The organism is Clostridium sp. CTA-17 (assembly GCF_054767895.1).
In genome coordinates, this window is sequence record NZ_BAAABF010000003.1 from 178,166 (window position 1) to 192,004 (window position 13,839).

At 27.8% G+C, this 13,839-nt stretch carries 15 protein-coding genes; 2 read left to right on the forward strand and 13 right to left on the reverse strand.

Annotated features, from left to right (window positions below; all coding sequences use genetic code 11):
- Positions 1–72 precede the first annotated feature (72 nt).
- The 5 genes from ACYUCG_RS07355 to ACYUCG_RS07375 form a co-directional block, all read right to left on the reverse strand.
- The gene (locus ACYUCG_RS07355) at positions 73–504 is read right to left on the reverse strand and encodes a PH domain-containing protein (RefSeq protein ID WP_460268372.1); all 432 of its coding nucleotides are present in this window, start codon (positions 502–504) and stop codon (positions 73–75) included.
- A 275-nt stretch (positions 505–779) separates the two neighbouring features.
- Positions 780–1,205 (reverse strand): hypothetical protein, encoded by a 426-nt coding sequence (locus tag ACYUCG_RS07360; RefSeq protein ID WP_460268373.1) that lies wholly within the window; start codon positions 1,203–1,205, stop codon positions 780–782.
- A gap of 323 nt (positions 1,206–1,528) precedes the next feature.
- Entirely contained in the window at positions 1,529–2,806 is a 1,278-nt protein-coding gene (locus tag ACYUCG_RS07365; protein WP_139933734.1) for an FAD-dependent oxidoreductase, read from the reverse strand.
- Positions 2,807–2,837: 31 nt separating this feature from the next.
- A complete protein-coding gene (locus ACYUCG_RS07370; RefSeq protein ID WP_060795788.1) occupies positions 2,838–3,818 on the reverse strand; it encodes a sulfide/dihydroorotate dehydrogenase-like FAD/NAD-binding protein in 981 nt (326 codons plus the stop codon).
- 149 nt (positions 3,819–3,967) lie between these two features.
- Entirely contained in the window at positions 3,968–4,843 is an 876-nt protein-coding gene (locus tag ACYUCG_RS07375) for a D-alanyl-D-alanine carboxypeptidase family protein (RefSeq protein ID WP_139933736.1), read from the reverse strand.
- 146 nt (positions 4,844–4,989) lie between these two features.
- Here ACYUCG_RS07375 and ACYUCG_RS07380 point away from each other — a divergent pair, with 146 nt between their 5' ends.
- Both ACYUCG_RS07380 and ytfJ read left to right on the forward strand, forming a co-directional pair.
- Positions 4,990–5,562: a DUF2953 domain-containing protein gene (locus ACYUCG_RS07380; RefSeq protein ID WP_283683289.1), complete on the forward strand. Its 573-nt coding sequence runs from the start codon at positions 4,990–4,992 to the stop codon at positions 5,560–5,562.
- A 45-nt stretch (positions 5,563–5,607) separates the two neighbouring features.
- Positions 5,608–6,027, forward strand: coding sequence for a GerW family sporulation protein (ytfJ, locus tag ACYUCG_RS07385; protein WP_283677887.1), 420 nt, complete (start codon positions 5,608–5,610; stop codon positions 6,025–6,027).
- A gap of 328 nt (positions 6,028–6,355) precedes the next feature.
- Here ytfJ and scpB read toward each other — a convergent pair whose 3' ends face one another.
- From scpB to ACYUCG_RS07425, 8 genes are all read right to left on the reverse strand, one after another.
- Positions 6,356–6,943: an SMC-Scp complex subunit ScpB gene (gene scpB, locus ACYUCG_RS07390; protein WP_025648201.1), complete on the reverse strand. Its 588-nt coding sequence runs from the start codon at positions 6,941–6,943 to the stop codon at positions 6,356–6,358.
- Positions 6,936–7,682 (reverse strand): segregation/condensation protein A, encoded by a 747-nt coding sequence (locus tag ACYUCG_RS07395; RefSeq protein WP_060795792.1) that lies wholly within the window; start codon positions 7,680–7,682, stop codon positions 6,936–6,938. The genes scpB and ACYUCG_RS07395 overlap by 8 nt, the downstream gene beginning before the upstream one ends.
- Before the next feature lie 389 nt (positions 7,683–8,071).
- The gene (locus ACYUCG_RS07400) at positions 8,072–9,280 is read right to left on the reverse strand and encodes a D-alanyl-D-alanine carboxypeptidase family protein (RefSeq protein ID WP_460268374.1); all 1,209 of its coding nucleotides are present in this window, start codon (positions 9,278–9,280) and stop codon (positions 8,072–8,074) included.
- A 254-nt stretch (positions 9,281–9,534) separates the two neighbouring features.
- Positions 9,535–10,836 (reverse strand): pyrimidine-nucleoside phosphorylase, encoded by a 1,302-nt coding sequence (locus ACYUCG_RS07405; protein WP_060795794.1) that lies wholly within the window; start codon positions 10,834–10,836, stop codon positions 9,535–9,537.
- A 246-nt stretch (positions 10,837–11,082) separates the two neighbouring features.
- The gene (locus ACYUCG_RS07410) at positions 11,083–11,955 is read right to left on the reverse strand and encodes a site-specific tyrosine recombinase (protein WP_110016144.1); all 873 of its coding nucleotides are present in this window, start codon (positions 11,953–11,955) and stop codon (positions 11,083–11,085) included.
- Between the two features lie 49 nt (positions 11,956–12,004).
- Positions 12,005–12,625, reverse strand: coding sequence for a stage II sporulation protein M (gene spoIIM, locus ACYUCG_RS07415; protein ID WP_460268375.1), 621 nt, complete (start codon positions 12,623–12,625; stop codon positions 12,005–12,007).
- A gap of 199 nt (positions 12,626–12,824) precedes the next feature.
- A complete protein-coding gene (locus ACYUCG_RS07420; protein WP_460268376.1) occupies positions 12,825–13,355 on the reverse strand; it encodes an NUDIX hydrolase in 531 nt (176 codons plus the stop codon).
- A 65-nt stretch (positions 13,356–13,420) separates the two neighbouring features.
- Positions 13,421–13,726 carry a hypothetical protein gene (locus tag ACYUCG_RS07425; RefSeq protein ID WP_139933743.1) on the reverse strand — a complete coding sequence of 102 codons (306 nt, stop codon included), beginning with the start codon at positions 13,724–13,726 and terminating at the stop codon, positions 13,421–13,423.
- Positions 13,727–13,839 lie beyond the last annotated feature (113 nt).

Consider the following 13,839-nt stretch of genomic DNA (forward strand, 5'->3'; position numbering starts at 1 on the left):
TTATATTATCCATAATAATATGATAATTATCACGCTTTTTAGTTATAATTTAAATTATTTTAATTTTATCTGTTAAAACTCCTTTTCTTTCAAATCAAAAGACTTATTTTTTTCACTATAATACTTATATAAATCAATTATATATCTAATGGTTTTTTCACTTAAGTTTTCAATTAACAAATAATCGTCTTCCCAACTTATTCTTATTCTTCCTTTATTTAAATTAAGGTCACTTTCTATACATTTAATTTTTTCAAAGAATATAAATTTTTCATTTTGAAAATTTTCTTTTTTTTCTAAATATATTATCCTTAAATCAGTACAAAAAATATAAGAAGATTTATCCCCATATAAATCTAAAATAAAAGTCTTGATTTGTTCTCCTGAAACTAATAATTTTTCAACTTCTAAAAACTCCTTATTTCTATCTCTTTTTTTAATGCTTTCAGTATAGAAATTATTCTTTGATGCAACTCTAATTAGCTCATTTCCATCTCCTCTCATAATATAGCCCCCTTTTGTTAACTTTTTATTAACCATTATAACATTTTCTAAAACACTAATATATACTATTACTATGTCTGAATCTAATATTACTCTTTTAAGATTTACATACCATTATTTCAAAAATTCTCTTTAATATTTCTTTAAATTAAAGTCATATTAATACATTTTAACTAACAAAAGGTACTATGATTAATCCACAGTACCTTTCAACTAAAAATAATAAGTTTAAATCCTAATACCATTCAATATTATGATAATACCTATTATTTTAACTAAAATAATATATAAATTGAATATATTAATGCTAATACTCCAATTACTTTTAAATAACTTTCACAAATATCAGCCATATTATCTCCACTAGAATCTTTCAAAGAAAAAATATGCTGAATCTCAAAAACAAGACTAGTAAATTTTATGCACATAACCCCTACTATTCCTAAAACTATTGTTGAAATTATCTCTGAAAGACTTAATAGTCTAAAATTTAGCGTACATGCAATTAAAACACCTATTAAATATATAACAAAAATTGTTTTTTCTAAAACACTTTTTAATTTTTCTTTTCTTTTTAAATTGCTATCCACATTCCTCTTAACTGTTTCATAATCTTCAAACTCTCTGCTTAAGCAATCCCCATTTTTACAAACCAAATTTTCGTCCTCATTCACCTCTCCACATGCTTTACATATTTTCATACCACCACCCCCTATAACTTAATTTTATAACATAAATTTATACTCTAATTAAATTTCTATTGAAATTAACACTCTATTTACTTACTTTAATTTAGTTAACTTAATTATAAAAAATAAAGTATCTAAAGAATACAAATAAAACTAATATTTATAAATACTCTAAAGATACTTTTTGTTTTCAAACTATATTTTAATGTTGTCTAACACTTTAAATTTAATCTAATAACAACTTTATTTTTTATATAAAAATATTTACTCAAGTTTTTCTAATTAAACATTTAATAATTATCCTTGAAAAGCAATCACTTTATTAAATATTAAAATTAAATAAGCTTTTTACTGAAAACGCCATCTAAATTTAATTGAGATACTCTCTTTTGAATTTCCTCTTTATCTATTGTATAAAGTCCTAACTCTTTCATTCTATTAAAATAAACTGAACCAGCAAAAGTATATCTATTTTTCTTTCCTTCTCTAGATTGAGATTCCTCATTAGCAAAGGCTATTATATCTCCTAAAACAGTTGCTCGTGGAAGAATCAAGTAAGGAATTCCTAAAGCATGTCTTACTGCATTGTGTCCAGCTAAAGTACCTGTAACTATAGCCTCTGTATGCCCAACAAAAAGTCCTGATTTTTCTCCTGCACAGAATAAATTAGTAACTCCTTTAACCTTCATATTATCATCTCTTGGAGCCACTGATAGATATCTTATAGAGTTACCCTTTCCACCTGCATACGGATCAACATACTTAGCATTTTCAAGACCTTTAATCTTTCTAAGCTTTTCAAGAGGATAATAAGTAGTCATAAGCTTAGCATGTCCAGTATCTAATAAAACAACATTTTCTGCAAACTCCTTAAGAGCATATTGCTGACAAACCTTTGTGTTTAATTTATCATAATTAACATCTTCTTTTGGAATCTTAAGAACAACACATCCTTTTTCATCAAGCTCTTTTCTTATTTCCTCTGAAAGAGTTTCTTTTGCAAGTTTACATGAACCACTAAATGCTCCTAGTTCATCTCCAACTCTTTCTCCTTGTATATCTTCCACTCCACACCTTGAACTTATACTAATTCTAGGACCAAAGGAAGGACATCTTAAAATGCACATAGAGCATCCATTACCATATCTCAAGCAATTTCCCATAGGACCTGTTGAACCAGTAGTTTCAATGAACACATCTCCTGGATAATATTGTCCATCACTTGTATAAACTCCTAAAATTTTATTATCTTCTTGTTTTATATCAATGATTCTAGAAACCATTTTTGTTTCAATTCCTAGACTTTGTACATATCTCTTAACTTCTCCCTCAACTAAATTAACATCATAAAGCCAAGCATGTTCATGTCCCGGGAATGGTATGTCCTTGTGCCTACTAACCTTATCAGTTATATTTATTAAATCTCCGCCTCCCATAGCAATTAATTCTTCAGAGGCTGTATATCTTCCATTATTCCTCATTATTCCGCCAACATTACCAAGTCCTAATAATAAATCTGTCTTTTCAAAAAGAACTACATCTGCTCCCATTTTTTTTGCTTCAATAGCAGCTGCAACTCCTGACCATCCGCCACCAATAACAACAACCTTCATAAAAACTCTCCCTTCTATAAATTAATCTTTATTAAATGAATCTTCTATCTTCAAATATCTTTCTAGGATCACTTTGTACCTTACAAAGTCTTTTTACCTTGTGACCAGCAAACCTAGCTGTACAGCTTCCACACACCCCTTCTCCGCAGCACATTTTAGCATTATTACAACAAGATACTTTTGTAGCTTCATCTTTCAAATCATTTAAATATTCTATAAGTTTATAAGTTAATATATCCGCTCCAGCGCAATGGATTAAATCCCATTGTCTATTTTTAATAACTTCCTTTGCTTCATTTGATATTTCACCTTTATTAATTAAATTCATAGGAATATATTCAACATCGTATCCCTCTAAATATTTTTCTATATAACTTTCTTTAAAAGGTGCCTTATCTAAAAGAATCTTAACCTTATTTCCTTCATTAGCTAATTTTTTAATAACTGGTACAGCAGGAGCTAAGCCAATTCCTCTACAAAGTACAAGAACATCTCCATTCTTAGTTGAATCTATATTTTTTATTCCAAAAACCCCATTAAAATAAGGCCCTCTTATAGTTATTTCTCCTTTGACCTCAGTATTTAAGAGCCTCTTAGTTTTTATTCCCCTAACTTCAATAAGTACTTTTATTATATTTTTATCTGCATCAGATTCTAAAATCGATATAGGTACATCAAAAAATGGATTATCATTAGTTCTTATGAATATAAACTTACCTGGTCCAAGTAAATCAATACAAAGTTTATGAGGTGCCCTAAACTCTATAAATAATAATCCTTCTTCAACTTCTATGGCATCTATAACATCACAAGTAAAAGTTTTTCTGCCTTCCTTAGCTTTAAATCCATTACTTGCAAATTCTTCATATATGCAAACGCCTTTCCAGTTTACACAATCACAAAAACACTTTCCATGAAGTTGAGAACAAAGTATGCATTCTCCTTCTTCTGCTAAGTGACAAGGACAAAATTCCGTACCAGCATCTATACAATCAATTACTTCATAATCCATAAAAACCCTCCCATTTGAATTCTTACTATTAAAATATCCCTGAGAGATTAAAAATGTTACAAAAATTATTATTTTATATATTTTTTTATAAAATCTAAAACAAAAAATCAAAGGTGTTATATCAAAATATTAATATAACACCTTTGATTTTAAGAATAATTCTCTTTAACATATTCATAAACTCTTTCAGTAGCTTCCCACCTAGTTGGACAATTCAAAACTACTATGATTATATTTCTTCCATTATGATCTACAGAACTTACTAAACATTTTCCTGCTTGACCCGTATAACCTGTTTTTCCTCCATTAGCATTAGGTAATCTCCAAAGCATTTTATTTATATTGTTGTAGCTTCTAGTAAAGTTATATTTTTCAGCCCCCACTTCTTTAGTTCCTGATATCTCTCTAAAGAAAGGTTCCTCCATAGCCTTTGACATTAAAACTGCTAAATCATAAGCAGATGAAAAATGCATTTGACTATCTAGTCCATGAGGAGATTGGAAATTTGAATCTTTAAGTCCTAACATTCTAGCAAAATCATTCATAAGTATAGAAAATTCCTCTATGCTACCACCAATATGTTCTGCGATTGCTATGGCAGCATCATTCCCAGACTTATACATAAGACCAAAAAGAAGCTCTCTCATTGTAACCTTTTCCCCAGCTCTAAATCCAACTTTTGATCCTCTAATACTTGCTGCAGTTTTAGATATTGTAACCTCTTCATCTAAATCAGAATAATTTATGGCAACTAAAGCTGTTAATATTTTCGTAGTACTTGCCATAGGTACATTTCTAAAAGCATTCTTTTCATATAAAATCTTTTTATTTTTAGCATCATAGGCAATAGCAAAATGTGCATCAGGAGTAATGTCCTTGCACTGCTTTCCATATCCATCTTTCACATCCATAGTCTCTATTGAAACTTCCTCTGGAATATAATTTTCCTTTCCAAGAACAATAACATTAGAGCATATAGATATTGTTATTAAAAAAAACATAAGAATTGAAATCTTCTTTTTCATAAAATATCTCTCCTTAAACTAAGCTTTTTTCTCTATGAAACTTCTTTTATTAGCTTTCCACTTTATAAATTTAATAACCTAGTATATTTTTGGATAATTAAAGCTATTATTGTCAATAATGTATAAATGGTAAGGAGGTTTATAATGTGCTGAAGTTTTTTTTATTATTTTTATTGTTAATAATTTTAGTTTTATTATTTTTTCCAATCAATTTAAAATTTAAATTACTATTTTCAGAAAAAGATTTAAAGATTAATTTATATAAATTTGAAATATTATCTTTAAATAAAATATTAGGAACACATAAAGAAAAAAAAGAAATTTCAAAAAAAGGGAATAAGGACACTAAGATAAATAAATCTTCTAAAAAGAAAAGAACCTTTTTAAAGCCTCCATCTAACCTTACCATTATGAAATTAATAAAATTGCTAAACCAAAGTAAATTTAAACCTTCTTTAAAAGTTGTATTAGATTTAAATTATTCAACTGAAGATGCAGCTTTAACTGCTCTATTATATGGATTTATTCATCAAATTTTATCTTTGACATACACACAGTTGTATTACTTTTTTAAACTAAAAAAATTTACTGGAAACATAAGTCCTAAATTTAATAATGAAAATTACTTATTTTTTGAAGTTCAAGGTATAATAACCATAAATTTTGCTCAAATTATATATATAGGATTTCTGTACTTATTCAATTTCAAGAAATTATAAATATTATTTTTAATAGAGTTAAAAAAATTTTAGGAGGTTTGTATCATGATAAACTCAAATCACCCAATAGAAAATCTAATGGGTACAACAATGGAAAATATCCGAGACATGATAGATGTTAATACTGTAGTTGGAGACGCCATAGAAACTAAAGATGGAAGTTACATAATTCCAATATCAAAAGTTTCCTTTGGCTTTGCTTCAGGAGGCTCAGAACTTCCAAATAAAGAATCTGAAAAAATAGAAGATAGATTTGCCTTTGGTGGGGGATCTGGTGCTGGTGTTAGTGTAAAACCAGTTGCTTTCTTGGTTCTTAAAGGTGATTCCGTAAGACTATTACCTGTAAATCAAACTAACACTTATGACAGAATAGTTGATAATATTCCTCAAATAATTGAAATCTTTAAGGATATGGGAAATAAAAAATGTAAAGACAAAAAAGAAGATTCTAATTTTTGTGATTAAAAGCCTGCTATAGCTTTATTAACTCATTTAAATAGTTTCTTAACTATTCCTGATTTTATTGAAGAGTTAAACATTATAAATACCCTCTAATGCAATAAAATCAACCAATCAAACTCCATAATAAAACAACCTAAAACCTAAAAAATAAAATTCTTACTTCGCAGGGAGTAAGATATAGAAACTTTATAATTTAATGAGTTAATTTGCTATTCAAATAATAAAAGGTAGAGAATATGAAGTATTCTCTACCTTCTTAATTTATATAAATAAATTATTATCCTAAATTCCTTAAATCATACTATTTTACTTTTTATAGCGCTATCAGTACCTACTCTTCCACTGTTGCTGCAACTTCATCATCTGCTTCAAATAATTCTATAGATGGAAGATCTCCTAAATCATTTAGTGCAAAATGTCTTAAAAATTCATCTGTAGTTCCATAAAGTATAGGTCTTCCTGGAACCTCTAATCTACCAGTTTCCTCAACTAAATTTTTTTCAACAAGTCTTTGGATAGCACTTTCGCTTTTTACTCCTCTTATCTCATCTATCTCTACTCTAGTAATAGGTTGCTTATAACATATTATTGCTAAACTTTCTAAAGAAGCCTGAGATAATGATTGTCTAACATTCTTTTTTAAAAGCTTTTGAACATATTCACTATTTTTTGTTTTAGTAACTAACTGATAGGTTCCATTTAAACTAATAATTTTTATTCCTCTTGAACTATCTCCATTATATATATTCATTAATTCTCTCATTAAATCTTCTACATATTTAAAATCTTCTTCTACTATTCTACATATATCTTTTAAAGCAAGAGGCTCTCCACTAACAAATAAAAGAGATTCTATAATAGACTTAAGCTCGTCTTTTTTAGATATTTCACTAAATTCTATTTGATTTATATCACTCATTTACTATCACCTTCTCCATCATAATCTCACCAAAGTTTTCATATTGGACAACTTTAACTTCACTTCTTTTTATAAGTTCAAGCATTGCCATAAATGTAACAACTACTTCCAATTTACATTCGCACTGTGGTATAAACTCAGAAAATCTAACAACGCTCTTTTCATTAAGCTTATCCCTTAAGAAGTTAATTTTATCAGTAATTTTATATTTATCTACGCTTATCTTTTTCTCCATGACATTTACATTTTGTTTTTCACCGTAAATTCTCATAAGATTATTATAAAGCTGATAAAGATCAAGCATAGTTATATTTTTAAAGTAATCTTCATCAAGTTTGTTGTCCACTTCAACCTCAATAATTTCAGCTTTTTTTGTAAATACTTCTCCAGTAGAAAGTTCTCTTTCTCTTAAATAAGCACTTATTTTCTTAAACTTTTTATATTCTTGAAGCTTTTCCATTAATATTTTCTGAAGATCTTCCTCACAAGTCTCATCTTCAACTTTAACTTTAGGAAGTAATGATTTCGATTTTATTTCTATTAAAGTAGCTGCCATAACTATAAACTCTGAAGTTATTTCTAAATCAAGTTCCTTCATTAAGGCTATATATTCTAAATACTGTTTTGTGATTTCATGAATCTTTATCTCAGTAATACTCATTTCATTTTTTTTGATTAAATGCAAAAGCAAATCAAAAGGTCCATCAAAGTTTTTAAGTTTGATAATTGGCATTTCCATAGTTTCTTTTTCTCCTACTATTCAAAACTTCACATAATATCATAACAACTATCATATAAAAAAGCAATTAACACTAAACTCAAGGTATACAAGAAGTTAATTTTATAAAAATTAAGACTACAAAAATTTTCCAAGAAATTATTTAACTAAAAAATTAAAACTTAAAGACTAAAGATAATCAATTAAATTATATAGCATAAATAAATATTTATATATAAAAAAACAGTTCTTTCTCTCATATGCTTTAGCCTAATTTACATACAGATAAAGAAAAATTTATATATAAAAACAACTAGCATAAGGAGACTATATGCTAGTTGTTCTTCTTTCAACTTATAGGTATGTATTTTTAATTCTAATCAATACAATCAAAATGTCTAAATAATATTCTATTTTTCATTACTCTTTTCTTCTGTTTTTTCTTCTACTTTATCTTCCTCTTCACCATTAAAGAAATTCTTAACCTTGAATTTAACACTATCAATAATTCCACCTTTTCTCATATCTCTATCTGAATATAATTCAACTTTACCTAAAAGTTCACCATCTAGATAATATTCACAATATCCAACAGTATCAAATTCTTTGATTTTTTTCTTACTTTCATCTAAAACAACTTTTTTCTCTATTTTGTCACCCATACCCTTTGGACAAACTAGAGTTAAATCATCCTTAGCTTTTCCTATGATAAACTTATCCCCTGTTTGACTCATAGGAATTTGTTCTACTTCACCATCTTTTGTAGCTACTTGCTTACTTTCAAACTTAGAAAAACCATAATTCATAAGCATACTAGCATCTCTATTTCTTATTTTAAATGTTGGAGCTCCCATTATTACTGAAAGCATTCTAACTCCGTCTCTAGTAGCTGTAGCTGATATACAGTATTTAGCGTCATTAGTAAATCCTGTTTTAAGACCATCACAGCCCTTAAAGAATCTAACTAATTTATTATGGTTAACAAGTTCAATAGGAGATTTTCTTCCTTCTGATATAGTTTCCATATAAGTTCCTGTATATTTTAATATCGTAGGATGTTTTAATAATTCCCTAGACATAATAGAAATATCATATGCAGTAGATAGATGTCCTTCTATAGGAAGACCTGTGCAGTTTTTGAATGTAGTGTTTTTCATTCCAAGCTCTTGAGCTCTTTTGTTCATCATCTCAACAAAACCACTCTCACTTCCACCTAAATATTCAGCCATAGCCACAGCTGCATCATTACCTGAGGCTATCCCTATACCTTTTATAATCTCCTCAACAGTTCTTACTTCTCCGACATCTAGGAGCATAGTACTACCACCCATTTTCTTAGCAGTCTCACTTACTGTGATTTGATCTGAAAGTTTCATTTCTCCTCTATCTATTTTTTCCATGGCAAGTAACATTGTCATAATTTTTGTTACTGAAGCAGGTGCAAATTTTTCATTAGCATTCTTTTCATAAATTATTTTTCCTGTACTAGCTTCCATAAGAAGAGCTGATCTTGCTTCTACTTCTATTGCCTCTTCAGCTTTTACAGGAACAGAAGAAACAATGCTAAATAAGGATAAAAATATTGCAAAAGCTGCTATTTTTCTTATGTATTTTTTCATAATATCTCCTCCTTTCTTGCTTATTTTCTCCCAAAAGAAATAAATTATAAGCAAAAAAGAAAAAGTTATCCTATACTTTAATTTGTATAGGATAACTTTAACGAGAAAATCTATAATGAGTACCTAAACTTAATTTATTTAAAGTGGTTGGGTTCCTTGTTAGATATGGTTATTCAAAGATTGCGATGCATAACTATAAATCTTAGCTATACCTGACAAGAATCCAACCAGCTTTAAAACATTTTATTTTTAAACTATTTAACTATATCGTAGATTAATGGTATATCTTTTACTGAATCTGATATTTCATAATTAGCTAATATTCCATCTACTGCTTTCTTACCTTTTTCTTCATCATCAGCATGGATATATGCTATGATATCACCTTCATTAACTTTGTCTCCTCTTTTCTTTTGAAGAACAATACCAACAGCTAAATCTATAATACTTTCTTTAGTAGCTCTTCCTGCTCCAAGTTCCATAGCAACTAATCCTATGTTTTCAGCATGTATTTTGCTTACAACCCCTGATTTAGTAGCTTTAACTGGAATTATATATTTAGCATTATGGAAGTTTGATATATCATCAATAACTGATGCATCTCCACCTTGAGCTTTTACAAATTCTTTTAATTTTTCAATTGCTTTTCCTGAAGTTATTGTTTCCATTAACATTTTTCTAGCTTCATCAGTATCTTTAGCAGCACCTGCTAAAACAACCATATTGCTTCCAAGTGTTAAGCAAAGCTCTAAAAGATCCTTAGGACCATTTCCTCTTAAAGTTTCTATTGCCTCTTTAACTTCTAAAGCATTACCTATAGCAAATCCTAAAGGTTGATCCATATCTGAAATTATTGCAACAGTATTTCTTCCAACATGTTTACCTATTCCAACCATTTCAGTTGCAAGTTCTCTAGCTGCCTCTGGAGTTTTCATAAATGCTCCATCTCCAACCTTAACATCTAATACTATGGCATCAGCACCTGCTGCAATTTTTTTACTCATAATACTTGAAGCTATTAATGATACATTATCAACAGTTCCTGTAACATCTCTTAAAGCATAAAGTTTTTTATCAGCTGGAGCTAAATCTCCTGTTTGTCCACCAACAGCTAATTTTATATTGTTAACATTATTTATAAATTGATCCTTAGTCATTTCTACTGAGAATCCATCAAAACTTTCTAATTTATCTATTGTTCCACCAGTATGTCCAAGACCTCTTCCTGACATTTTAGCTACAGGAATTCCTAAAGCTGCAACCATAGGTCCTAAAACTAAAGTAGTAGTATCACCAACCCCACCAGTTGAATGCTTGTCTACTTTTATACCGTGTATTTCGCTTAAATCTAATATATCTCCTGAATTAACCATAGCCATAGTTAAATCTGAAGTTTCTCTCTTATTCATTTTTTGGAAATATATAGCCATTAATAATGCTGCTACTTGATAATCTGGTATTTCACCATTTGTATATTTATCAACAAAAAAGTTTATTTCTTCAGTGCTTAATTCCCCACCATTTCTCTTTTTTAATATTAAATCATACATTCTCATAAGTTTCTTTCCTCCACACTATCAATTTGTGATAACCTTTTCATAAATTTATTTTATCAGAGAGATTCCTTATTTACAAGTACTTTCACCCTATAAAATATTATATTTTTTTCAACATTAATGAATTTTTCTTTTCTTAATTATAAAATTCAAATTATTTTTATGTATTTTTTAATAAATTCTAATATTTCAAAGCTAAAAATTATAAAAAGAAAAGACTTTTATGAAAGCCTTTTCTTATATATATTATGCTCTTGGATGAGCCTTTCTGTATATATTGTTAATTTTTTCATTGTTTATAATATCATAGTACATATCTATATAAGTCATAACTTGATTTCCTAATAGTTCTTGTACTACCTTAGCATTTGCTCCGTTTTGTAATAAATGCACTGCAAAAGAATGTCTAAAGGTATTTAAATTTATATCCTTTCCAATGTTTGCAATAACAGCATACTCCTTAACAATTCTCCAAACTCCTTGCCTAGTTATAGGTTCTCCACTCATATTTAAGAAAAGCTTATCTGATCCTTTAGAATTATCTTCTCTTACCACAATATATCTTTTAAGAGATTCCTTAGCTGCTTTTCCTATTGGTATAAGTCTCTCATATCCCCTGCTATCTCTACAATTTACAAAAGATGAATCTAAATTAATATCTTCAATTCTTAAAGATATAAGCTCTGAAACTTTCATTCCAGTGGCATACATAAGTTCTAATAAAGCCTTATCGCGTATTCCTTTTTCAGTTAAAACATTAGTTGAATTCATAATTTTATTTATTTCTTCAACAGTTAAAACTAAAGGCTTTTTCTTTTCAACTCTTTCTTTTTTCATAGTTAAATTTGGAACCTTCTTTAAAAATTCTTCTGCTACTAAGAAATTATAAAAATTTCTTAAAGAGATGATTGTTCTTTGAATTGATGATGGAGACTTATGATTTTCTTTTAGATGTTGTACATAAGATACCAAAGGATATCCATCCTCATTTACTTTAAATCCTTTTTCCTCTACAAAATCTAAATACATAGAGACATCTGTAATGTATGCACTTACGGTATTCTTTCTCTTTCCTATTGATTCTAGATATACTTCGTATTTGCTTACTAAATCTTTCATATTAACTCCTAACCAAAATGTTATTACATAATTATTTATATTACAGAAATCACCTACTAATTACTAATCTTATTAAATTAGGTGATATATATGTTTCAATTAGTATTCCTGATATTATAATTAAGCTTAAAAGCCCTTGAAAGTTTAAATATGCCTTACTAACATCAAGTCTTACTCTATCTCTAGATACTCCCATTTTTAACTTTGTAACTGAATGTCTTATAGCCAAAACGCTGATTAACATTATTATTGGAATAAAAATTAAATTCTGAAGCATTAATCCTGATAAGACTAACATAATCCCCTTACTCCCTAACATGCTAACTATTAAAGAAAATGTAAATCCAATAACATAACCTTTCGCTAAATCCATCATAAGAATTATTGGTGTTCCTACAGCTGTGTAACCTAATAAAACTATTATTACAACCATTGGTAGAATACTCTTTATACTATCTACAAGAATACTTGTATAAGCTACAGAATTTCCACCTAAAAACTCTAAAAAGTTATTAAAATAAGTAGTAATTTCAACCCTATTAAAATCACTCATATAGTAAACTGTATAAGATCCTAAAACTATTCCAACTAAAAAGAATAAAAGTACCCATAAAAAAGTGATTTTATTTTCTTTTAATGACTCCACAAGTCCACTAAAAAACATCCTCATAAATTCTTCTTCCCCTCCATTAAAGCTATTTATTAAAAGATATGATTAACATAATAAAAAGATACATACTTTTTAAAATTATTTTTAAGGCTCTATTAAATATTTAGGACTAGATGATAAGTTTATAATAAAGTTATTTAAATTTATTAAAAAAAATAAGAACTAAAGTAAATTTACATACTCTAGTTCTTATTTCTCATTATTTAATATTTTCATAGAAAAATAAACATGCTATAGTTTTGGCATCAGTTATTTTTCCTTCTATAATCATCTTTTTAACTTCCTCTAATGGATATTCCTTTAAATTTAAAAATTCATCATGATCAAAATTAGTTTCTCCCTTTTTAAGTTCATGAGCTTTATATAAGTAAACTACTTCATCACAAAATCCTGGTGATGGTGCTATTTCTCCTAAATATGTTATCTTATTAGCTGAATATCCTGTTTCCTCTTTTAGTTCTCTCAAGGCTGCTTTTCCTAAAATTTCGTCCTTGTCCACCTTTCCTGCTGGTAATTCTAAAAACACTCTATTAAAAGGCTTTCTAAACTGTTCTACCATAAGTATATTCCCTTTTTCATTAAAAGCTATTACACAAACTCCATTTGAATGTTTAACAATATCTCTTTCTGCCTCATTGCCATCTGGTAATTTTACTTTTTGCTTAACAAGTTCCATAAAAGAACACTTAAATATGCTCTCCTCACTTAAAGTTCTCTCATATAAATTCATATCTCTCACCTCAAATTCCAAATTCACACAATTCTATAAATATTCTTTGTAATTTATATAAAATATTATAAAATTTTAAAAGATATCTGTGAAAAATCTTCACCTAAATTTTCCTCTATTTTTCTTCTTAATCTTTTTCTTTTCTTTTGAACTTTATAAGGACATCCATCAACATGTTTATTATTAGGTAATGTATAAAAATATTTTCCATCTCTCTGCTTTTTTACTTCTCTAAAGCCAAGCTTTGCTTTACAGCCATCTATTGGACAAACCAAATTTTTTTTATATATTTTTTCATATTCAGATTTAGTTATACAATTAGCTAAAACAATCTTTTTTTCATTTCCTTCTATATAAACTGCTTTTCTCACATTAACTTCCTCCCTTCTTGAATAAAAGTAATATTTATAATATATAACTAAACTAGGATTAATTTAATATAATATATTTATAGGTTAATAATATATTTAAAATATATCTCTAT